A 21,915-nucleotide genomic window follows, 5' to 3' on the forward strand; every position below is an offset into this window, starting at 1 on the left:
TCAGGCTATTTGTATTGGTATTAGCCCGTTGTACTGCTGTAATAATTGAGTGACTTGTTGCGCTGGAACCGGCTTACTGAATAAGAAACCTTGTCCCGTTGCACACTCTCTATGCAGCAGAAATTCAACTTGCTCTTCTGTTTCAATACCTTCAGCAACCAACTGGATATTTAGGTTGCGCGCTAAACTTATAATTGTTTGGGTAATTGTCGCATCATCTTCATTATCTGGTAAGTCTTTCACGAATGAGCGGTCAATTTTCAGCGACGTTACCGGAAAGTTCTTCAGATAAGAAAGTGACGAGTAACCTACACCAAAGTCATCAATGGCTAAAGACATACCGTACTCGCGCACGGAATGCATGAACCTTGTGTGCGATTGTATGTTTTCAATAAAGACTTGTTCGGTAAGCTCCAGTTCGACTTTATTCGGTGGTACTTTGGCTTCGTTAACTTTTTCAATGACATCGTCGGCAAAGTCGGGCAAATGCAATTGCTTACCCGAAATGTTGATAGCAATACTTAATTCGGTAAAACCAAGCTCATGCCACTGCTTTAGCTGCAAGAAGGACTCGCGCATAACGTATTCGGAAATAGGAATAATTAAGCCGGTATCTTCAGCCAGTGGAATGAATTGGTCTGGCGGAATAATAGAGCCATCTTCGTCGACCCAGCGAACCAAGGCTTCAAAGCCTGTGATACGGCGGCTACTTAACTCAACTTTCGGTTGATAGTAAACGGTGAGCTGCTGCTTATTTACGGCATGTCTCAAGCGTTTAACCAGTTCTAGTTTTTTGGTTAAGTCCTTGTGTATGGCTTTGTCGTATATTTTATAGGTGTTACGACCTTGTTCTTTTGCTTGGTAAAGTGCGGTATCAGCGTTACGAATAAAGTATTCAGCGTTGAAGTCGGCGTCTTCAGCAAAGGTGATGCCAATCGAAGCGCTTATGAAGAGCTCATAAACATCAACAAAGAAGTGCGCATCTAACGCCTGCAATAAGCGTTCTGCCAGAGCAACAACTTGCTGTCGATTTTCTGTGCACTCAATTGCAAGCAAGAATTCATCACCGCCAACACGAGCGAGCTGACTGCTGTTAGGCGCCAGTTTATTAATACGGCGAGCAACACGCCTGAGCAGTTCATCGCCTACAGTGTGTCCCAGAGCATCGTTCACTTCTTTAAAGCGGTCGAGGTCGATAAACAGCAGGGCAGAGTTGTTTTTAGCATCACTCTTCTCAAGCCATTCACCCAAAATACGTTTTAACGCATTGCGATTAATAAGGCCCGTGAGTGCATCGTGTTCTGCCAAATAAGCCATTTGTTTTTCAACGCGTTCGCGCTCATCTATTTCGCTGTAAAGCTCGATGTTAGCGTCAGCGAGTTGCTGCGCTTTGAATCGACTTTGACCGAGAATATAAAGCACAAAAGTAAGAGCCGCAGTAATGAATAGTCCGGCCAGTAAAACCGCAGTAGAAACGGAACCTCTAAGATCACTCATGTGTTCAGCGGTTGGCCAAACAGCCAACTCCCAGCTATTCCCGACAAGCTGTAAGCGGCGGTTGTGCGTCCAGTTCGCTTTTAGAGATGGGTCTCCGGCAAATTCATAAAGTATGCCAGTGCCATTACTAATGCTAACCTGAAAACCTTCGCTGATATTGGTTCGAATGACATTGTTGAACATACTTTGAAGGCTGATAACAAAGCCGATAAAGCCCGGAGTATCAGAACGCTGAACGCGAACAAAAATGGCAATGTCGCTACTGAGGCGACCAAGGTTTCCAGCGGGCCCCATCATCGCATGACGGTTGTTTTGAGACTGACCTAGTTGCGCGCGCAACGGACTGTCAGAAAACGGTGTTCCTATGAGTTCATTTTTCTGATTTTTAGGATACAAAAACTGTATTTTTTGGTCGGCATTCAGCCAAACTACGTTTTGCACGTTGGGGTAATAAAGCGTGACAATGTCGGCGTCTGAGTCGCGGCGAGAGTTTAAGCTTATTTCGCTGCGTTCCCATTCCCGCGCAAGTAACTCTGCAACGAATAGGTGTGACACAAGACTTTGGCGGATATCGCGCTGCAGGCTATAAGCCTCAGCTTCCAAAGCCTCATGTGCTTTTTCGTTTTCAGTGTATCGCAGATAGAAAAACGCTGTGAGAGTGACTGCCACCCCCACAACTGCCGCGATAACGGCTTGCCGCGACCCCTGAATAAACATCATTGCTTAGCGTAACTCCTCTCTGTCCCTGAAATATTCGAGTGCTTCAGGGTTCGCTAATGCGTCTGTATTCTTAACGGGCTCACCATGAACCACGTTACGCACAGCCAATTCGACAATTTTACCACTTATAGTACGGGGTATATCGTCAACCTGCAAAATAACGGCTGGCACATGCCGCGGCGTTGCATTTGCACGAATGGTTTTGGCAATAGTTTGCTTGAGCTCGTCGGTAAGCTCAATACCTTCGCGTAATCTAACAAAAAGAACGACGCGTTCGTCGCCATCGTATTGTTGGCCAATAGCGATACTTTCAAGGACTTGGTCTACTTTTTCCACTTGGCGATAAATTTCGGCTGTACCGATACGAACACCGCCAGGGTTAAGCACAGCGTCTGAACGGCCGTGGATTATAACGCCATTGTGCTCGGTTAACTCAGCGAAGTCACCATGCGCCCATGTGTTGTCAAAGCGAGCAAAGTAAGCGTTAAAGTAACGTTCCCCGTTGTCATCGCCCCAAAAGCTTACGGGCATACAAGGGAATGATTTCTCGCAAACCAGCTCGCCTTTTTCGCCGCGTATGGGGGCGCCGTTGTCGTCATAGATATTGACCGCCAGACCGAGACCCCGGCACTGAAGCTCACCGCGATAAACCGGCAGAATAGGGCAGCCGAGCGCAAAACATGAAATGATGTCAGTACCACCGGAAATAGAAGACAAGCAAAGATCTTTTTTGATGTCCCGATAAACGTAGTCAAAGCTTTCAGGGGGTAATACTGAACCCGTGGTCAGAATGCTTCTTAGTTTTTCCAGTTGGTGACTTTCTCTGGGTTTCACACCGGCTTTTTCAAGTGCCGCAAGGTATTTAGCACTGGTTCCAAAAACAGTAATACCTTCTTCGTCAGCAACGTCCCATAAGAACTCAGGCTCTGGCGCGAACGGAGAGCCGTCAAATAAGGTTAAGGTTGCACCAACGGCTAACCCGCTGACCAACCAGTTCCACATCATCCAACCGCAGGTCGTGAAATAGAAGAGGTTGTCTTCGGTATCGAGGTCAGTGTGTAAACCGTGCTCTTTCAGATGTTGTAGTAATGTTCCTCCGGTGCCATGCACAATGCATTTAGGAACCCCGGTTGTACCGGATGAGAACATAATATAGAGCGGATCGTTAAAGTTGCGCTCGACAAACTCAATTTGGGTAGCGCTACTGTCGGAAAAATCGTCCCATGAAACGACGTTATCGCCGGTGAAGGTTTCTTGTTGGTCACTGAAGTTAACAATGACAGTTCTTTCAATGCTCGGGATTTTTTCAACGATATCGGCGGTTTTGTCTTTAATATTGAGGTTTTTACCGTTGTAGAAATAGCCGTCGACGGTAATTAAGACTTTCGGCTCTATTTGACCAAAGCGATCCAGCACGCCTTGCACACCAAAGTCGGGAGAGCAGGACGACCAAATAGCTCCTATGCTGGTGGTTGCCAACATGCCAATAATGGTTTCTATGCAGTTTGGCATCATAGCCGCAACGCGGTCGCCAGCTGTTACGCCTTGCTTACGAAGCCCCGCAGCAAGGCCTGCAACTCTTTTATACAGCTCTGCATACGTAAGTTGCTGTCGGGCACCGTTCTCACCGCGGAAAATTAACGCAATTTTATTATCTTTATGTCGCAGCAAGTTTTCTGCAAAATTAAGCTTTGCTTCGGGAAACCATTTGGCGCCAGGCATTTTTTCTTTATCGGTGACAACGGTAGAGCCTTTTTTGCCAATAACATCAAAATAGTCCCAAATCATTGACCAGAAGCTTTCATCATTATCAACAGACCACTGATAAAGGTCGTGATAATTCGCCAACGCTAAACCTTTTTCCGTGTTTACCTGTTGCAGGAAGTCGGTCATGCGGGCGTTGGCAATAGTGTCCGCTGACGGTTGCCACAATGCTTCTGAAGTCATTTTATTCCCCTCGTTTTGCTAATTCTGCAATGGCTACCTGTGAGCGAGGCCCGTGACTTAAGTGTTCACAAATACCTGCGCCCGCTGCGATTAGCTTATTCAAATCAATGCCAGTTTCTACACCCATACCGTTCAGCATGTAGACCACATCTTCGGTGGCAACATTACCACTTGCGCCTTTAGCATAAGGGCAGCCACCAAGGCCAGCAACGGCAGAGTCAATAGTCGCAACACCTAAGGGCAGGCAGGCCATGATATTGGCTAATGCTTGTCCGTAAGTATTATGGAAATGCAGAGCGAGTTTTTCCATGGGTATTTGCTCAGCTACCGCTGCCAACATTTTCTGAGCTTTAAGCGGGGTGCCTACGCCTATGGTGTCACCCAGAGACACTTCATAACATCCCATGTCATACAGGGCTTTTGCGACTTTAACCACATTATCGAGTGGCACTTCACCTTGGTATGGGCAGCCCAGCACGCAAGAAACGTAACCACGAACAGGAATGCCTTTATCTTTTGCCGCTGCAATGACAGGTTTGAATCGCTCCAGCGACTCGTCAATGCTGCAGTTAATATTCTTTTGTGTAAAGGCTTCAGAGGCAGCTCCAAATACAGCTACCTCATCCATATTAGCTGCCACTGCAGCCTCGAAGCCTTTTAGATTTGGGGTGAGGCCCGCGTAGGTGATTCCCGAGCGGCGGGTCACTTTTTCCATAACCGCTGTGCTGTCAGCCATCTGTGGAACCCATTTTGGACTGACGAAACTTGCACTCTCAATATACGAAAGACCCGCATCCGCCAGAGCTTCGATAAGAGTGACTTTAGCGTCTACAGAAACAGCGGATTCATTCTGTAAGCCGTCTCGAGGACCCACTTCAACAATTTTAATCTGCTCTGCAATAGCCATAACTACTCCGCTTCGCTAACTGCGATGAGTTCATCACCGTCGCTGACAAGGTCACCGGCGGCAAAGAATATATCTGTGACTTCGCCATCGTGGCCAGCGCGTATGGTGTACTCCATTTTCATGGCTTCCATAATGACAAGCGCTTGATCTTTTTCGACGGTATCACCTTTAGTCACCAGGACTTCCATAATAGTGCCGTTCATCGGCGCAACGTGTCCGCCATGCGCTGTATCATCAGAAAGGGTATCAGCGACACGGTGACGATGGAAAGTGACAGGGCCATTGTCGGTAAAGACGGTAATTTGTTGGTCGTCTGCACTGACATAGCGTGAATAACGCATATCACCCGCCGTTAAGGTCAGTTTGTCATCGGTCAGAGATACTTGCCAATGAATACTCTCTTCATCGATGTGTTGAGTAAACTCACCCTTCCCAGTCTCTACCAGCGCAATGGTGTAATTGTCATCATTGAATTGCAACGGGATGCTGTGCGTAGCTGCTGAATTCATTCTAAATGCGTTACCACTTTGCCACGGAGAGCTGCCACGTTGCTGCTGGCGTTGAACAATATCGAACAGCGCAGCTTCCGTCGCAATTTGCTGATAATTCACTGAGCTGTCCGGTGCCAGGGCGTCCTGGTGCTGCTGAATAAACTCAGTGGTCAAGTTCGTATTCACAAATTCCGGGTGCGATGCTAAACGGTGCAAGAAGTCGACATTGGTTGTCAGCCCCGTTAACCGGTATTCGCGCAATGCTTTCTGCAGACGAAGTAGGGCACGGCTTCTGTCTGTATCCCAGACAATCAGTTTGGCAATCATGGGATCGTAGAAAGCTGAAATTTCATCGCCTTCTTCAATGCCGGTATCGATACGTACGCCGTTTATTTCAGCGGGTGTGCGCAAATGGTTGATGGTGCCGGTGCACGGTAAGAAGTCGTTGTCCGGATCTTCCGCGTAAATACGTGCTTCGAACGCATGGCCGTTAACCTGAATATCGTTTTGAGCAAGCGGTAACGGTTGACCTGAAGCGACCAATAACTGCCATTCTACTAAGTCTTGCCCAGTGATCATTTCTGTAACAGGGTGTTCAACCTGAAGCCGGGTATTCATTTCCATAAAGTAGAATTCGCCGCTTTGATCAAACAAGAACTCCACGGTGCCGGCGCCAACATAATCAATCGCCTGAGCCGCACGAATGGCAGCTTCGCCCATGTCCTTACGAGTCTTTTCCGTAAGCGCAGGTGCCGGTGCCTCTTCAAGTACCTTTTGGTGGCGGCGTTGTACAGAGCAGTCACGCTCAGCCAGATAAACGGCGTTGCCGTGTTCGTCAGTAAACACCTGAATTTCCACGTGGCGTGGATTTCGAATAAAGCGCTCCAACAGTACTTTGTCGTTACCGAAAGAGGATTTGGCTTCGCGCTTAGCTGAGCTTAAGGCTTCGTCAAACTCACCCATGTTTTCGACGACGCGCATGCCTTTACCGCCGCCACCGTATGCGGCTTTCAAAAGCAGTGGAAAGCCTACTTTTTCGGCTTCAGCCTTGAGAATATCGGTGTCTTGCTCGCTACCATGATAGCCCGGAACTAAGGGCACTCCGGCGTCTTGCATTATGGCTTTGGCAGCACTTTTCGAGCCCATTGCGGCGATAGAAGCAACCGGAGGCCCAACAAAGATGATGTCATTTGCCTGACATGCGTCAGCAAAGTCTTCGTTTTCTGATAAGAAGCCATAACCGGGGTGTATAGCCTCGGCACCGGTTTGTTTAGCTGCGGCAATAATTTTGTCGCTGCGCAGGTAACTTTCTGTGCTAGCGGCAGGGCCAATGTGAACGGCATTGTCAGCTAACTTAACGTGGCGGGCGTTGCGGTCGGCATCGGAATAAACGGCGACTGTTCGAATGCCCATTTTCTTTGCCGTTGAAATAATACGGCAAGCGATTTCACCACGGTTCGCAATCAGTAATGTGTTGATCATAATGGGACCTGTTTTTAATTCTTATTGAGCCAGGCAGCAGGGCGTTTTTCTAAAAACGCACTTAAGCCTTCCTGACCTTCATCCGATACGCGAATTTCCGCAATGGCTTTAATAGTATGTTCGCGTACGTCTTTATTAATAGGACGCGAACCAACGTTGCGAATAAGTTCCTTACAGGCCGTGACGGCTAGAGGACTGTTGGCTAACAGCGCATCGAGTAAATTATTTAGTGGCTCTTCAAAGTCGTCGACAACGTCATTCACTAAGCCGAGTTTCTGTGCTTCGTCAGCGAAAAAGCGCTCTGCTGTTAGCATGTAACGACGAGACTGTCTTTCACCAATAGTGCGGACAACATAAGGGCTAATAACCGCTGGTATGAGTCCAATTTTGACTTCACTTAAGCAAAAGCTGCTGCGTGGTTGCGCCAGTACAATGTCACAACAAGCTGCTAAACCGACGGCACCGCCGAAAGCGGCACCCTGGACTAACGCAATACTTGGCTTGCTGAGCAAATCTAAACGCTCCATTAACAGCCCAAGCTCACCGGCGTCTTCAACGTTTTGTTGGTAGTTTTTATCCGCCATAGAGCGCATCCAGTTCAGGTCCGCACCAGCCGAGAAGTTTTTACCTTCAGAACGAAGTACAAGCACTCTGGCGCTAGCATTCTCTTCAACTTCCTTTAACGCCTGCAACAGTTCCGCAATCATCACATCGTCAAAAGCGTTGTGAACATCCGGGCGGTTTAGCGTCAGGGTTGCAATGCCTTTGTCGTCAATGTTGAGGCTAGTGTATTTTGCCATGGTTCATAACCTCCGATTACATGCGGAAGACGCCGAAGCGGCTGTCTTCAATCGGTGCATTTAATGAAGCGGCAAGGCTTAGTGCCAGAACTTCGCGCGTTTGTGCCGGGTCGATAATACCGTCGTCCCATAATCGAGCAGACGCATAATACGGATGACCTTGTTTCTCGTACTGCTCAACAATTGGCTTTTTCAGCGCTTGTTCTTTCTCTTCACTCAGACTTTCGCCTTTACGGGCTAAATTGTCTTTGGTGACCTGCGCCATAACGCCTGCAGCTTGCTCACCACCCATGACCGAGATACGCGCATTTGGCCACATGAACATCATGGTTGGGTCATAAGCGCGACCACACATGCCGTAGTTACCGGCGCCATAGCTACCACCAATTAAGACGGTAAACTTAGGAACTTTCGCACAGGAAACGGCCATAACCATTTTCGCGCCGTGTTTGGCAATGCCTTCGGCTTCGTACTTTTTACCGACCATAAAGCCGGTAATGTTTTGTAAGAACACCAGTGGAATTTTACGCTGTGCACAAAGCTCAATGAAGTGGGCACCTTTTTGCGCCGACTCGGAGAACAAAATACCGTTATTCGCGACAATACCAACAGGGTAGCCATCAATACGGGCAAAACCCGTCACCAGCGTATTACCGTAGTTGGCTTTAAATTCATCAAAGTCAGAATCATCAACAATGCGCGCAATGACTTCGTGAACGTCATAAGGCTTACGCAAATCGGTACCAACAATGCCGTACAGCTCTTTGGCGTCGTAACGCGGTGGTTTTGATGGTTGACGGTCCAGCTGAGTTGGCTCACCTCGGTTAAGGCGTGCTACCGAGCGGCGAGCTAAAGCTAAAGCATGCTCATCGTTGTGAGCAAAATGGTCGGCAACACCGGAAATGCGAGTGTGCACGTCGGCGCCGCCAAGCTCTTCGGCGGAAACTTCTTCACCCGTTGCCGCTTTAACTAGCGGGGGACCGGCTAAGAAAATAGTACCTTGCTCTTTAACAATAACGCTTTCATCGGCCATTGCGGGTACGTACGCGCCGCCGGCGGTACACAGGCCCATAACCACTGCAATTTGCGGAATGCCTTTGGCTGACATGTTGGCCTGATTAAAGAAAATACGCCCAAAATGTTCTTTGTCAGGGAATACTTCATCCTGGCGGGGCAGGTTAGCGCCACCAGAGTCTACCAAGTAAATGCAAGGTAGGTGACAGCGCTCGGCAATTTCCTGAGCGCGCAAGTGCTTTTTCACGGTCAGTGGGTAGTAGGTGCCGCCTTTCACGGTGGCATCGTTGGCGATGATCATGCACTCAGTGCCTTCAACCTGACCAATGCCAGCGACAACGCCGGCAGCAGGAACGTAATCTTCATAGCATTCCCAGGCGGCAAACTGGCCAATTTCTAAAAATGGCGAGCCAGCGTCCAGCAACTTATTAATACGGTCACGAGGCAGTAATTTACCGCGAGATAAGTGGCGCTCTTGATACTTAGGGCCACCGCCTTGGTGTATTTGTGCTGCTTTTTCGTGCAAGTCGTCAACCACAACCTGCATCGACTCGTAATTTGCAGTGTACTGCTCATCACGAGTGTTTACTTTACTCGATAAAATTGCCACAGCGCAGCCTCCCGTTATTTGGATTCGCTGAAGATTTCACGACCTATCAGCATGCGGCGAATTTCTGATGTGCCCGCGCCTATTTCGTACAGTTTTGCGTCACGTAACAAACGACCTGTTGGGTACTCATTAATGTAACCGTTACCGCCTAATAATTGAATGGCGTCTAAGGCTAATTGAGTGGCTAACTCAGCGGCGTATAAAATTGCGCCGGCTGCGTCTTTACGAGTGGTTTCACCACGATCGCAAGACTGGGCTACTGCGTAAACGTAAGCGCGAGCTGCATTAGTACGAGTGTACATATCAGCAACTTTACCCTGCACTAATTGGAACTCGCCAATTTCTTTGCCGAACTGCTTACGGTCGTGAATATAAGGGACGCAAGCGTCTAAGCATGCTTGCATAATGCCTAATGGCCCTGCTGCAAGAACTGCGCGCTCGTAGTCCAGACCGCTCATTAGTACAGCGACACCTTCGTTAAGCTCACCCAAAATGTTCTTTTCAGGAACTTCAGCGTTTTCGAATACCAGCTCACAGGTGTTTGAACCGCGCATACCAAGTTTGTCGAGCTTTTGCGCCTGGCTGAATCCAGGGGTGTCTTTTTCAACGATAAACGCAGTAATACCCCGAGAGTTTTTCTCAGGTTCCGTTTTTGCGTAAATGACGAAAACATCGGCATCCGGACCGTTAGTGATCCACATTTTGTTGCCATTAAGAACGTATTTGTCACCTTTTTTCTCAGCACGCAGCTTCATGCTGACAACATCCGAGCCGGCGTTAGGTTCGCTCATAGCAAGAGCACCAACATGTTCACCGGTACACAGCTTTGGTAAGTATTTTTTCTTCTGCTCTTCGTTACCATTACGGTGAATTTGGTTCACACAAAGGTTTGAATGTGCACCGTAACTCAGACCTACTGACGCTGAAGCACGGCTAATTTCTTCCATAGCGATAACGTGCTCAAGATAGCCCATACCCGAACCACCGTACTCTTCAGCAACGGTTAAGCCAAGTAGACCCATGTCGCCAAGCTTACGCCATAAATCGCTTGGAAATTCATTTTTTTCGTCAATGTCTGCAGCGCGTGGTGCAATTTCATCACGAGCGAAAGCATTAACTTGCTCACGGATCATGTCGGCCGTTTCGCCGAGGCCAAAATTAAAAGTGGTGTATTGACTAATCATAACGACTCCTGAGAGTGAACTTTGGATGTTGACTGCTGAATGGCTTCAAGTTCGTCCTGGCAACGTTGTTCCAGACCACTGAGTTCCGTCAGCAATACATTAATATCTTCCATTTGTTGTTTGAGTGAGACTTTCTTCTCACTGATAAGCTCAAGTACCTTTTGTAACTGCGCAGCGCTGCTGTTGTCTGCGTCATAAAGCTCAAATAAGCGACGCGTTTCAGCCAAAGAAAAGCCTAAACGTTTGCCCCGTAAAATGAGTTTTAAACGGACTCTGTCTTTATTGGTATAGATGCGCTGCTGGCCCTGTCGCTTTGGTGAAAGCAGGCCTTCGTCCTCGTAAAAGCGGATGCTACGAGTGGTAATGTCAAATTGCTTTGCCAGTTCACCAATACTGTAGGTAATTTTATTGTTCATCGGTACTTGCTTTTTGGTTGCTCTGGGATCTAAGCTTAGAGGAAGTTTACGTTAACGTAAAGTGCATTTGGAGGAAAGATGTCAAGCGATTCCATCGTTATTGTGGCGGCCAACCGCACGCCAATGGGCGGTTTTCAGGGCAGTTTGAGTGATGTGTCAGCACCCAACTTGGGCGCGACAGCGATAAAAGCAGCTCTTAGTAACAGCGGTTTAACTGCCGATGATATTTCAGAAGTTATCATGGGTAATGTATTACCCGCTGGCTTAGGTCAGGCTCCGGCTCGCCAGGCGATGCTATACGCAGATTTACCTCGCTCTACAGGCGCGACTACCATTAACAAGGTGTGTGGCTCGGGCTTGAAAGCGGCAATGATGGCGCACGACTTAATCAAGGCTGGTTCGGCCGATGTCGTTGTTGCAGGTGGCATGGAAAGTATGTCAAACGCACCTTATATGCTACCAAAAGGTCGTAGCGGTTACCGAATGGGGCATGGGCAGGTTCTTGATCATATGATGCTTGATGGGTTGGAAGACGCTTATGAGCATAAAGCAATGGGCGTTTATGCTCAGGGTACTGCTGATGAATACGGCCTTGACCGTGAAGCAATGGATGAGTTTGCCATTAATTCATTAACCAAGGCACAGGCAGCTATTAAAGATGGACTATTTGACGGTGAAATTACGCCGGTGACTTATTCGACTCGCAAAGGCGAAGTCACGGTAGACACTGATGAACAACCTGGTAAAGCGCGCCTGGATAAAATTCCACAGCTTCGCGCAGCTTTCAAAAAAGACGGCACTATTACTGCGGCTAACTCCAGTTCTATTTCCGATGGTGCGGCTGCACTTATTTTAATGCGTGAAAGTGAAGCTAAAGCCAAAGGCCTGCAACCGCTGGCGCGAGTTATGGGCCACACGACGCACTCGCAAGCTCCGTCTGAGTTTACTGTCGCTCCTATTGGCGCAATGAACTCTCTGCTTGGCAAGTTAGACTGGACAAAAGACGATGTCGACTTATGGGAAATTAACGAAGCCTTTGCCATGGTCACTATGTTGGCTATTCAGGAAATGAAATTAGACCCAGCTAAAGTCAACGTGCATGGCGGCGCTTGTGCATTAGGGCACCCAATTGGTGCAAGTGGTGCTCGCTTATTAGTAACTTTGCTGCATGCGTTGAAGCAAAAAGGCCAGAAGCGCGGCATCACCTCGCTGTGTATTGGTGGTGGCGAAGCCGTCGCTCTGGCAGTCGAAATGATGTAACTGGCGTATGCCTATATGAGTTAGCCGGCGGGCTTCAATTTGTGAGCGCGCCCGGCTAACCAAACAGCAAGTACGATAATTAAAGCGCCACTAATAAGTCGGGTATAGTCGAAAGACTGCTCCCAAAATAAGACATTAACTAGAATTCCGGCAGGAATGAGCGCATTGTTCATGGTGGCAAGTTGCCCGGTGTTAACCCATTTGCTGGCCAGATTCCAGCCAAGGTAGCCGAGACCGGAGGCAATAATGCCCAACCAGAGCAAGATACCCCACTGAAGCTTAGTGGTTGGCAATAGGTTAAAGTCGGCGAAAAATAATACGCCAAGCCCGGCAATGACACTGGCGCCAAAGAAAAAGGCGGCAAACTGCTGACCTTGGGCGAGGGTTTTACCTGTGGGTAGACGTTTGTAAGCAACTTGACCTAAGGCAAAGCACGCATTGGCGGCTTGAATTAAAAAGAAGCCAGTGATGAAGTCATCGGACAATGGTTGATAGCGAATAATGGCAGCGCCGCAAACGGATACTGCCGCAGCAATCCACCATAAAAGAGGTAAATGCTTGCGGTTGAGTATGAGTTCGTCAATGAGGGTTATATAGAGCGGCGTAAAAATAGTGAACAAAAGCACTTCAGCGACGCTCAAATACAAAAATGCGTGATACAAAAATAAATACATGGCGCCAATTTGCACGGCGCCAATAATGGCCAGCTTAGTCAGTTGAGGTAGCTGCCCACTTTTGGGCGATAAATGCCGCCAACGGAACAAGGGTAGAACGGTTAACAGTGCTAAAATCATGCGCACAAAAACAACAATATAACCGTCAACTTGTCCGGCAAGGTAAACGCCAATGAGAGAAAAACTGGCGGCCCAAAGCAAAGTAATCAGAATTAAGAGGGTCACGTTAAAGGCTCACTTAACTAAATTCGTTCATTATGATGTGAACAAAATAACACAACAAGAAGGTGAATTATGTCTAAGAAAGTGCCTCTGTACATAGATGGCGAATTTGTCGCCTCGAAGTCGGAACAGTGGATTCCTGTCACCAATCCAGCGACACAGGAAGTTATCGCCGAAGCGCCCGTTGCCACTCAAAGTGAAATGGAAGCAGCGGTTGAGAGCGCGCGCGAAGCGTTTAAAACCTGGAAAGAAGTACCTGTATCAGAGCGTGCTCGCGTAATGATGCGTTATCAAGCACTGCTTAAAGAGCATCAGGAAGAAATTGCTGAAATCCTGGCTCAGGAAACCGGCAAGACATTTGAAGACGCAAAAGGCGATGTCTGGCGCGGTATTGAAGTGGTTGAACACGCAGCTAATATCCCTTCGTTATTAATGGGCGAAACGGTTGAGAACGTTGCTCGCAAAATTGACTCATACAGCTACACGCAGCCGCTAGGCGTTTGCGCTGGTATTACACCGTTTAACTTTCCGGCAATGATTCCGCTTTGGATGTTCCCGTTGGCAATTGCCTGTGGCAATACCTTTATTCTTAAGCCGTCTGAGCAAGATCCTTTAACACCAACGCGTTTGGTCGAGCTGTTTGAAGAAGCGGGTGCTCCAAAGGGCGTTCTGCAGGTCTTACATGGTAATAAAGAGCAAGTCGACTTCTTGCTTGATCACCCCGATGTCCGTGCATTGTCATTTGTTGGTTCGGTACCTGTTGCTGAATACATTTACCGCCGTGGTACGGAAAACGGTAAGCGCGTTCAGGCGTTTGCGGGTGCGAAAAATCACTGCGTTATTATGCCGGATGCTAACAAACAGCAAGTTATCAATAACTTGGTTGGTTCGTCGGTTGGCGCAGCCGGTCAGCGTTGTATGGCAATTTCTGTCGCCGTGTTTGTTGGCGCTGCGAAAGAGTGGATTCCAGAAGTGGCTGAAGCTATCGCAAAAGTTCGCCCGGGCGCCTGGAATGACGAGAATGCAGCCTATGGTCCGGTTATTAGCCCACAGGCGAAAGAGCGTGTTGAAGCCTTAATTACTCAAGGTGAAAAAGAAGGCGCAAAGCTTTTAGTCGACGGACGCAACTGTGAAGTTGACGGCTTACCAAAAGGTAACTGGGTAGGGCCGACTGTGTTTTCTAGTGTCACACCGGATATGGAAGTTTATAAAACTGAGATTTTTGGTCCGGTTTTATGTACGACAGAAGTCGATAGCCTGGATGACGCGTTAGAGCTGGTTAATAACAACCCTTACGGTAACGGTACGTCTATCTTTACTGCCAGCGGTGCGGCTGCTCGTAAATACCAACACGAAGTTGAAGTCGGTCAGGTGGGTATTAACATTCCAATTCCGGTACCTCTGCCATTCTTCTCGTTTACTGGTTGGAAGCGTTCATTCTTCGGTGATCTCCACGCTTATGGTAAGCAAGCGGTGCGTTTTTATAGCGAAACGAAAACTGTGACGGCGCGCTGGTTCGAGAGCGACATTGATGAAGTCGCCGGTCCAAATATGTCGATTAACCTTAGGTAGTAGGGGACAACGATGAACTTTGAACTGACAGAAGATCAACAAGCCTTTGTCGACACGGCAAAGGCGTTTGCTGAAAAAGAGCTGGCGCCGAATGCGGCAAAATGGGATGAAGAGCATCATTTCCCAATAGAAGTGTTTCGTAAAGCCGGTGAAATGGGCTTTATGGGCATGTACACGCCGGAAGAAGCTGGCGGCTTTGGAATGAGCCGTTTAGATTCAGCGTTAATTTTTGAACAACTGGCTGGCGGTTGTACCGCAACAACTGCAATGATGACCATTCACAACATGGTCACCTGGATGATTGGCTCGTTCGGCCAACAGTCTGTAATTGACCAGTGGGTACCAGAGTTGGTTACCGGTGAGAAGTTGGGCTCTTACTGCCTGACAGAACCGGGCTCGGGTTCAGACGCTGCTAGCTTGCGCACCAGTGCGAAGAAAGACGGTGACGAATACGTTCTGAATGGCTCTAAAATGTTTATTTCCGGCGCCGGTGAAACCGACGTACTGGTCGTTATGGCACGCACTGGCGAAGATGGTCCTAAAGGCATTTCTGCCTTTGCAGTGCCGGCCGACGCAGAAGGTATTGTCTATGGTAAAGCTGAAGACAAAATGGGCTGGAATGCCCAGCCGACTCGCTTAGTGACCTTTGAAGACGTTCGCATTCCGGCAGAGAATTTGCTGGGTAAAGAAGGCGAAGGCTTTAAGTTTGCCATGATGGGCTTAGACGGCGGACGTATTAACATTGCGGTTTGCTCTGTCGGTACCGCACAAGCGGCGCTGAATACGGCTAAAGCTTATATGCAGGAACGTACTCAGTTTGGTAAGCCTCTGGCAGCCTTTCAGGCGCTACAGTTTAAGTTAGCTGATATGGCCACTGAGCTGGTAGCAGCACGTCAAATGGTGCGTTTAGCGGCAAGCAAAGTCGATAACAATGATGCGGATAAAACGACGTACTGTGCAATGGCTAAGCAGTTTGCGACAGACGTTGGCTTTAAAGTATGTAACGATGCGCTACAACTGCATGGTGGCTATGGTTACATTAAAGAGTATCCGTTAGAGCGCCATGTGCGTGACGTTCGTGTACACCAAATTTTAGAAGGCACGAATGAAGTCATGCGTATGATTATCGGCCGCCGTATGCTGGCGGATAACGATCGCGAAATCTTGTAAGGAGATTCCATGCAAGACGTTGTACTTTTTGAAGAACTGAGCGCCGGTGACAAAGTCATCGGCGTTGCTACATTAAATTCCGAGAAATCGTTGAATGCCTTAAGTTTGGCAATGGCTGAAAAGCTGCTGCCACAGCTCAAGAAATGGGCAGATGACGACAAAGTGGCTTGTGTCTGGTTGCAGGGCTCTGGTGAAAAAGCCTTCTGTGCCGGTGGTGACATTGTCGCTATGTACAAAGCTATGCAGGCCGAGCCAGGCAAGTTAGTGGAAGAGGTTGAAAACTTCTTTACTCAGGAATACAAGCTGGACTATCTCATTCAGACCTATCCGAAGCCTTTCATTTGCTGGGGTGACGGCATAGTGATGGGCGGCGGTATGGGCTTAATGAATGGAGCCAGCCACCGTATTGTGACCGAGCGCTCGTTATTGGCTATGCCGGAAGTCACTATTGGCTTGTATCCAGACGTTGGCGCGACTTACTTCCTGAACCGTATGCCGGAAGGTTGTGGGTTATTCCTTGGAATTACCGGCGCCACCATCAATGCCAATGACGCGCTTTATTTGAACTTGGCCGATCACTTCGTTGGTCACGAGAGTAAAGACGTTATACTGACTCGTCTCAAAGAGACTGAGTGGGGCAATACAGCCGCGCTTAATAAACAAAAAGTGACTGACTTACTGAGCGCAGTAGCGAGTGACGACACAACGGCACTGCCAGCGCCTCAGGTAGAACCGCATCAGTCTCTTATTTCTGAGCTCACAGCAGGTAATGACATTGGTGACATTGCTGAGCGCATTGTTAAGGATGAAACTGATGACAAATGGTTAAGCCGGGCACGGAAAAACCTGGCGAACGGTTGCCCGTTCACCTCTCATTTGGTCTGGAACCAGTTACAGCAAGGCTCTGACCTGTCGTTAGCTGACTGCTTCCGGTTAGAGTTGACGCTGTCGTGTAACTGCGCGGTTCGCGGTGACTTTGCTGAAGGCATTCGAGCTTTGCTGATTGATAAAGATAAAAATCCACAATGGCAGCACAGTTCAGTGGCGGACGTACCCGCAGAAGAGGTTGATGCATTCTTTTTACCTCCGTGGGGTGACAGAACGCATCCGCTGGCCGATCTCGATAAATAAAACGAATGAACAAGAAGGAGTGCCGACATGGCAACCGTAGGATTTATTGGACTGGGTAACATGGGTGGCCCAATGGCCAGCAACCTGGCTAAAGCAGGGCACAAAGTTAAAGCGTTCGACTTGTCAGAAGAGGCGCTAAAAGCCGTTGTCGCAGATGGTGCGCAAGCCGCGAAAACCGCCGAAGAAGCTATTGATGGCGCTGAGTTTGTGGTTTCAATGTTACCGGCAGACCGTCACGTTAAAGGTGTTTATTTAGGTGACAACGGACTTATTAACAAACTGTCTAAAGACCAATTAGTTATCGATTGCAGCACCATTTCTTCAGATACAGCGATGTTTGTGGGTGAAGAACTTGAGAAAGCGGGTATCGCTTTCATTGATGCACCTGTGTCTGGTGGCGTGGGTGGCGCGAAAGCCGGTACCTTAACCTTTATTTGCGGTGGTACTGAAAGCAATGTAGACCGTGCACGCACTGTATTGAACGACATGGGCAAAAATGTGTTCCGTGCAGGCGATGTCGGAGCCGGGCAAATTGCTAAAATTTGTAACAACATGCTGCTTTCTGTATTGATGGTTGGCACGTCAGAAGCTCTGCAATTGGGCAAGGCAAATGGTCTTGACCCGAAAATTTTATCCGAAATAATGCTGGCAAGTTCAGGTCGCAACTGGACGCTGGAAGTGTATAACCCATGCCCAGGGGTTATGGAAAACGTGCCTTCCAGTAACGATTATCAAGGTGGCTTTTTGGTGGACCTAATGGCGAAGGATTTAGGTTTAGCCCAGCAAACGGCCCTGGAAAGTGGTGCCGCAACGCCAATGGGCTCGCTGACGCGTAATCTATACCACAGTTGGTCTGAACAAGGCCATGGTCGTCAGGACTTTTCCAGTATCTTTAACTATGTGGCGCCTAAGTCACAGAAGTAACTTAAGAATTGAGGAAACACATGCAAATTAAAGACAGTGTGATTGTAATTACCGGTGGCGCTCAGGGGCTGGGCCTTGCAATGGCAGAAGACTTTGCCAAGCAGGGCGCTCAGTTAGCGCTTATCGACATTAACGGTGACGTGTTAGGTGACGCTCAAGAACAGTGCGAAAAACTAGGCGCAGCCAAGGTTATTGGCTATGAAGTCGATATTACTGACGAAGAGTCAGTAGAAACCGTGTTTGAGCAAATTCAGCAGGAATTTAACGGCATTGATGTATTAGTCAATAATGCCGGCTTACTGCGCGACGGTTTATTGATTAAGTACAAAGACGGAGAACTGAAGCAGAAAATGCCTCTGCAACAGTTTCAGTCAGTGCTGGACGTTAACCTAACCGGAACCTTCTTGTGCGGTCGTGAGGCGGCAGCACAAATGGTGAAAGCCGGTAAAAAGGGCGTCATTATTAACATTTCTAGTGTAGCTCGAGCTGGCAACATGGGTCAGACCAACTATTCCGCAACGAAAGCCGGTGTGGTTGCAATGACAGTCACCTGGGCGCGGGAGCTTGGTCGTTATGGCATTCGCTGTGGTGCTATTGCCCCTGGCTTTATTGAAACGCCAATGACAGCTCAAATGAAACCCGAAGCGGTCGAGCGTGCGTTGTCTATGGTGCCGTTGAAGCGCTGGGGACAGCCCAATGAAATTGCCCACAGCGCACGTTACATTATTGAAAATGACTTTTTCAGCGGTCGAGTCGTCGAAATTGACGGTGGCGTACGACTGTAAGTCGCATTAGATAAAGTAATGTAAATAGCCGAATGAAGGGCGTCTCTGTTATAGTAGTGAGGAACTAAAAAACAGAGACGCTTTTTTGTATCGGCATGCGCAAATTACCTCCCTTAAATGCACTAAAATCTTTTGAAGTGGCCGCACGCCACCTTAGCTTCACCAAAGCAGCCGAAGAGCTGTTTGTTACCCAGGCGGCAGTGAGTCATCAGGTTAAAGCGTTAGAAGACTTCCTCGAACTTAAGCTGTTTATTCGTCGAAACCGTTCGTTATTGCTGACTGAAGAAGGTCAGGAGTACTATTTAGAGCTTCGGGATATTTTTGAGCAGTTGGCTCAAGCTACCGATAAACTGCGACTGGTATCAGAGCGCGGAGCTCTGACTGTATCGGTGCCTCCTAGTTTCGCCATTTTATGGTTTGTACCCAGATTAAGTAGTTTCCGTGAAGCTCACCCAGACATGGATATTCGTATAAAAGCAGTTGATGAAATTAGCGGTTCACTGACTGATGATGTCGACGTAGCCATTTATTACGGTGACGGTCGCTGGCCCGGAGTCAAATCCTATCAGCTTCATGAAGAATACTTATGGCCAGTGTGTTCGCCTTTATTGTTGAATAAAGCCGACATAACAGAGCCGGCAGATTTATTTAAACAAACACTGTTACATGATGAAACGCGTAATGCCTGGAAAGACTGGTTTCAGTTAGTTGGTTTGCCACAATATAAAGGCGATAACGGCCCGGTGTTCAGTCACTCGAGCCTGGCGCTGCAAGCAGCGGTGCATGGGCAAGGGGTGGCCTTAGCCAATAACGTGTTAGTAAAGCCTGAAATTGACAGTGGTCATTTGGTGAGAATATTTCCGCAAGCGTTGCAGCGGAATAAAGCCTTTTATTTGGTTTGTCGTGACAACCAGGCCGAAATCGGTAAAATCGCGACCTTTCGGCAATGGCTGCTGGACATAGTGCAGCAGGAAGAACGGGAATTTAAAGAGTGATGCGTTATCAGCGGCAACACCCAGAGGGCGCGATGAGAGTTGTATTTTTTCATGGCTCTGGTGGAGGTCCCGACACTGCGTTTATGAATTATTTTGCTGAGCAATGTGTGGCCTTTGGCGCTGAAGTGGTTCGCCCGGACTTTCCGTACTGGGAAAAAGTAAGAGAAACCGGTAAGCCCAGGCCACCCAATAGAATGCCAGCCCTTGTTGAGGCAGTTGAGTCTCTATTGCAAGACCTGCAGCAGGACAACAAACCGTTAGTTTTAATGGGGAAGTCGCTGGGCAGCCGAGTGATGTTGCGCGTGGCGGACAAGTTCAATGCTCAAGCGTCTATTGCATTAGGTTTTCCGTTCCACCCTCCGCAAAAACCAGAAAACTCGCGGTTGGATGAGTTAGCAATGAGCCGGGCTCCGGGGCTTATTTTACAGGGAACTCGAGACCCCTTTAGTAAACCGTTAATGAAGAAGAAAGAGCAGGGTGAATGTGTAACGTTACCTGACAACTGGTCATTGCGTTGGCTGGAAGGGGCTGATCACGGCTTTGAAGCAACTAAAGCAAAATCGGCAGACACGCCCGTTATTTGGCAGCAAGCGGCTACGGCAATTAAGGAGTTTATTTAGTGAGTCAGTTATTTTTAATCGTTGCGGCATTTTTAGGCGCAACGGGTGTTATGTTAGGCGCCTTTGCTGCGCATGGTCTTAAGTCGAAATTGAGTGAGAGTTTGCTGAGTGCTTTTGAGACCGGTGTAACCTATCAGTTTTACCATACACTAGCGCTACTAGCGTTAGCCTTATGGCTTAAACAGACAACGTCTGGATGGTTTGTGGCAAGCGGTTATTTATGGATAGCTGGCGTTATTTTGTTTTCTGGTAGTTTATACGCATTAGCGCTTACCGGTATTAAGTGGTTCGGGCCTATAACTCCCTTAGGTGGTTTGCTATTTATCGCAGGCTGGATAAGCTTGCTTATTGGCGCAATAAAGTTAGGAGCAGTGAGTTAATGAGCGGAATTATTTTATTGTGTCGCGCTGGTTTTGAAGGCGACTGTGCCGCTGAAATTCAGGATAAAGCGACCGAGCTTGGTATTTACGGATACTGCCAGACACAGCCTAATCAGGCTTATGTCACTTATAATTGTCAGGCTGAAGAAGCGGAGCATATTGCCAGAAAGCTTTCGTTGAAAGACTTGGTGTTCGCACGCGAAATGTTCGCTTTGCTTAGCCCAATTAAACTGGCTGGCGTTGAAGACCGAGCCAGTGAGGTGATAAAAGCGTTAAAGCCGCATCAGGAAACCTTCGGCTTGGCCGGCGAGCTCCGGGTGGAAACACCTGATACAAACGAAGCTAATCAGTTATCAAAGTTTTGTCGGAAGTTCAGTGTTCCGCTTCGTCAGGCTTTGCGAAAAGAAGAGCTGTTAAGTAATAAACCGTTGGCAAAGCGTCCTTTACTGCATGTACTCTTTGTTAATTCAGCACATGCCCTGACCGGGTATTCATACAGTTATAACCAGACACCTTATGACGGCGGTATTTTGCGTCTAAGAATGCCAAAAGACGGGCCTAGCCGTTCGACGTTGAAGCTCGATGAGGCTTTTCAAGTGTTTGTTCCTGAAAGTGAGCAGGAAAAACGCATACATCCCGGTATGAAGGCCGTCGACTTAGGTGCTGCGCCGGGTGGCTGGACGTATCAGTTAGTGCGTCGGGGTATGATGGTACAGGCTGTTGATAACGGCCCTATGGCTGAGGCGTTAATGGAAACCGGGCAGGTTCAGCATATAAAAGAAGATGGCTTTAAGTTTCGCCCAAAACGCAAAAACATTCACTGGCTAGTTTGTGACATGGTTGAAAAGCCAGCACGAGTCGGTGAGTTAATGACAAGCTGGTTGCTTGAAGGCGACTGTCAGGAAGCTATCTTTAACCTGAAGTTACCCATGCGTCAGCGCTATGCTGCGGTGAAAGAGTATCTGGAGCAAATAAAAGACCAGCTACAGACACAGGGCACGAAGCCATTCGAAATTCAGGCCAAGCACCTGTATCACGATCGTGAAGAAATAACAGTTCACTTGCGCTGGCTACCGAAGCAGTAAAGGGACGAGCAGGCTTTCACCGGGAAAGC

Annotated in this window: 19 protein-coding genes; 10 read left to right on the forward strand and 9 right to left on the reverse strand. The window is 48.2% G+C overall.

Going from position 1 to position 21,915, the window contains the following annotated elements:
• From UM402_RS05330 to UM402_RS05365, 8 genes are read right to left on the reverse strand one after another with little or no spacing between them, the layout of a single operon-like run.
• Window positions 1-2,217, reverse strand: a complete 2,217-nt coding sequence (locus UM402_RS05330) for a putative bifunctional diguanylate cyclase/phosphodiesterase (protein ID WP_058579351.1) — start codon at window positions 2,215-2,217, stop codon at window positions 1-3.
• A 3-nt stretch (window positions 2,218-2,220) separates the two neighbouring features.
• Entirely contained in the window at window positions 2,221-4,164 is a 1,944-nt protein-coding gene (locus tag UM402_RS05335) for an acetoacetate--CoA ligase (RefSeq protein WP_058579350.1), read from the reverse strand.
• A 1-nt stretch (window position 4,165) separates the two neighbouring features.
• Window positions 4,166-5,071: a hydroxymethylglutaryl-CoA lyase gene (locus tag UM402_RS05340; protein ID WP_053952727.1), complete on the reverse strand. Its 906-nt coding sequence runs from the start codon at window positions 5,069-5,071 to the stop codon at window positions 4,166-4,168.
• Window positions 5,072-5,073: 2 nt separating this feature from the next.
• Complete coding sequence (locus UM402_RS05345) at window positions 5,074-7,044, reverse strand: acetyl/propionyl/methylcrotonyl-CoA carboxylase subunit alpha (RefSeq protein WP_058579349.1); 1,971 nt, start codon at window positions 7,042-7,044, stop codon at window positions 5,074-5,076.
• A 14-nt stretch (window positions 7,045-7,058) separates the two neighbouring features.
• A complete protein-coding gene (locus tag UM402_RS05350) occupies window positions 7,059-7,844 on the reverse strand; it encodes an enoyl-CoA hydratase-related protein (protein WP_058579348.1) in 786 nt (261 codons plus the stop codon).
• A 16-nt stretch (window positions 7,845-7,860) separates the two neighbouring features.
• The gene (locus UM402_RS05355; RefSeq protein WP_058579347.1) at window positions 7,861-9,468 is read right to left on the reverse strand and encodes a carboxyl transferase domain-containing protein; all 1,608 of its coding nucleotides are present in this window, start codon (window positions 9,466-9,468) and stop codon (window positions 7,861-7,863) included.
• Between the two features lie 14 nt (window positions 9,469-9,482).
• Window positions 9,483-10,652: an isovaleryl-CoA dehydrogenase gene (locus tag UM402_RS05360; protein WP_058579346.1), complete on the reverse strand. Its 1,170-nt coding sequence runs from the start codon at window positions 10,650-10,652 to the stop codon at window positions 9,483-9,485.
• The gene (locus UM402_RS05365; RefSeq protein ID WP_053952722.1) at window positions 10,649-11,068 is read right to left on the reverse strand and encodes a MerR family transcriptional regulator; all 420 of its coding nucleotides are present in this window, start codon (window positions 11,066-11,068) and stop codon (window positions 10,649-10,651) included. The genes UM402_RS05360 and UM402_RS05365 overlap by 4 nt, the downstream gene beginning before the upstream one ends.
• 78 nt (window positions 11,069-11,146) lie before the next feature.
• On the opposite strand from UM402_RS05365, the gene UM402_RS05370 reads away from it, so the two are divergent.
• Entirely contained in the window at window positions 11,147-12,328 is a 1,182-nt protein-coding gene (locus UM402_RS05370; RefSeq protein WP_053952721.1) for an acetyl-CoA C-acyltransferase, read from the forward strand.
• Window positions 12,329-12,348: 20 nt separating this feature from the next.
• Here the strand turns inward: UM402_RS05370 and UM402_RS05375 are convergent, their stop codons facing one another.
• Complete coding sequence (locus tag UM402_RS05375) at window positions 12,349-13,227, reverse strand: EamA family transporter (protein WP_058579345.1); 879 nt, start codon at window positions 13,225-13,227, stop codon at window positions 12,349-12,351.
• Between the two features lie 69 nt (window positions 13,228-13,296).
• On the opposite strand from UM402_RS05375, the gene UM402_RS05380 reads away from it, so the two are divergent.
• The 9 genes from UM402_RS05380 to rlmM all read left to right on the forward strand — a co-directional run bounded on the left by UM402_RS05380 (window position 13,297) and on the right by rlmM (window position 21,886).
• A complete protein-coding gene (locus UM402_RS05380) occupies window positions 13,297-14,796 on the forward strand; it encodes a CoA-acylating methylmalonate-semialdehyde dehydrogenase (protein WP_053952719.1) in 1,500 nt (499 codons plus the stop codon).
• 12 nt (window positions 14,797-14,808) lie between these two features.
• Window positions 14,809-15,966: an acyl-CoA dehydrogenase family protein gene (locus tag UM402_RS05385; RefSeq protein WP_053952718.1), complete on the forward strand. Its 1,158-nt coding sequence runs from the start codon at window positions 14,809-14,811 to the stop codon at window positions 15,964-15,966.
• A gap of 9 nt (window positions 15,967-15,975) precedes the next feature.
• Window positions 15,976-17,097 carry an enoyl-CoA hydratase/isomerase family protein gene (locus UM402_RS05390; RefSeq protein WP_058579344.1) on the forward strand — a complete coding sequence of 374 codons (1,122 nt, stop codon included), beginning with the start codon at window positions 15,976-15,978 and terminating at the stop codon, window positions 17,095-17,097.
• A 27-nt stretch (window positions 17,098-17,124) separates the two neighbouring features.
• Window positions 17,125-18,021 (forward strand): 3-hydroxyisobutyrate dehydrogenase, encoded by an 897-nt coding sequence (gene mmsB, locus UM402_RS05395; protein WP_058579343.1) that lies wholly within the window; start codon window positions 17,125-17,127, stop codon window positions 18,019-18,021.
• Window positions 18,022-18,041: 20 nt separating this feature from the next.
• Complete coding sequence (locus UM402_RS05400; RefSeq protein WP_053952715.1) at window positions 18,042-18,806, forward strand: SDR family oxidoreductase; 765 nt, start codon at window positions 18,042-18,044, stop codon at window positions 18,804-18,806.
• Window positions 18,807-18,901: 95 nt separating this feature from the next.
• Window positions 18,902-19,801 carry a transcriptional regulator GcvA gene (locus UM402_RS05405; protein ID WP_058579342.1) on the forward strand — a complete coding sequence of 300 codons (900 nt, stop codon included), beginning with the start codon at window positions 18,902-18,904 and terminating at the stop codon, window positions 19,799-19,801.
• Window positions 19,802-19,833: 32 nt separating this feature from the next.
• Complete coding sequence (locus tag UM402_RS05410; protein ID WP_273267552.1) at window positions 19,834-20,421, forward strand: alpha/beta fold hydrolase; 588 nt, start codon at window positions 19,834-19,836, stop codon at window positions 20,419-20,421.
• Complete coding sequence (locus tag UM402_RS05415; RefSeq protein WP_053952712.1) at window positions 20,421-20,801, forward strand: DUF423 domain-containing protein; 381 nt, start codon at window positions 20,421-20,423, stop codon at window positions 20,799-20,801. The genes UM402_RS05410 and UM402_RS05415 overlap by 1 nt, the downstream gene beginning before the upstream one ends.
• Window positions 20,801-21,886, forward strand: a complete 1,086-nt coding sequence (gene rlmM, locus UM402_RS05420; protein WP_058579340.1) for a 23S rRNA (cytidine(2498)-2'-O)-methyltransferase RlmM — start codon at window positions 20,801-20,803, stop codon at window positions 21,884-21,886. Before UM402_RS05415 ends, rlmM begins: the two co-directional genes overlap by 1 nt.
• Window positions 21,887-21,915: the final 29 nt, after the last annotated feature.

Origin of the sequence: Idiomarina sp. OXR-189 (genome assembly GCF_034373425.1) — a bacterium.
Lineage (GTDB): Bacteria > Pseudomonadota > Gammaproteobacteria > Enterobacterales > Alteromonadaceae > Idiomarina > Idiomarina zobellii.

Coding starts and splice junctions, on each gene's coding strand:
- UM402_RS05365 (WP_053952722.1), bottom strand. CDS start 11,068: ATGAACAATAAAATTACCTACAGTATTGGTGAACTGGCAAAGCAATTT.
- UM402_RS05345 (WP_058579349.1), bottom strand. CDS start 7,044: ATGATCAACACATTACTGATTGCGAACCGTGGTGAAATCGCTTGCCGT.
- UM402_RS05360 (WP_058579346.1), bottom strand. CDS start 10,652: ATGATTAGTCAATACACCACTTTTAATTTTGGCCTCGGCGAAACGGCC.
- rlmM (WP_058579340.1), top strand. CDS start 20,801: ATGAGCGGAATTATTTTATTGTGTCGCGCTGGTTTTGAAGGCGACTGT.
- UM402_RS05390 (WP_058579344.1), top strand. CDS start 15,976: ATGCAAGACGTTGTACTTTTTGAAGAACTGAGCGCCGGTGACAAAGTC.
- UM402_RS05335 (WP_058579350.1), bottom strand. CDS start 4,164: ATGACTTCAGAAGCATTGTGGCAACCGTCAGCGGACACTATTGCCAAC.
- mmsB (WP_058579343.1), top strand. CDS start 17,125: ATGGCAACCGTAGGATTTATTGGACTGGGTAACATGGGTGGCCCAATG.
- UM402_RS05410 (WP_273267552.1), top strand. CDS start 19,834: ATGAGAGTTGTATTTTTTCATGGCTCTGGTGGAGGTCCCGACACTGCG.
- UM402_RS05385 (WP_053952718.1), top strand. CDS start 14,809: ATGAACTTTGAACTGACAGAAGATCAACAAGCCTTTGTCGACACGGCA.
- UM402_RS05350 (WP_058579348.1), bottom strand. CDS start 7,844: ATGGCAAAATACACTAGCCTCAACATTGACGACAAAGGCATTGCAACC.
- UM402_RS05405 (WP_058579342.1), top strand. CDS start 18,902: ATGCGCAAATTACCTCCCTTAAATGCACTAAAATCTTTTGAAGTGGCC.
- UM402_RS05340 (WP_053952727.1), bottom strand. CDS start 5,071: ATGGCTATTGCAGAGCAGATTAAAATTGTTGAAGTGGGTCCTCGAGAC.
- UM402_RS05400 (WP_053952715.1), top strand. CDS start 18,042: ATGCAAATTAAAGACAGTGTGATTGTAATTACCGGTGGCGCTCAGGGG.
- UM402_RS05370 (WP_053952721.1), top strand. CDS start 11,147: ATGTCAAGCGATTCCATCGTTATTGTGGCGGCCAACCGCACGCCAATG.
- UM402_RS05330 (WP_058579351.1), bottom strand. CDS start 2,217: ATGATGTTTATTCAGGGGTCGCGGCAAGCCGTTATCGCGGCAGTTGTG.
- UM402_RS05380 (WP_053952719.1), top strand. CDS start 13,297: ATGTCTAAGAAAGTGCCTCTGTACATAGATGGCGAATTTGTCGCCTCG.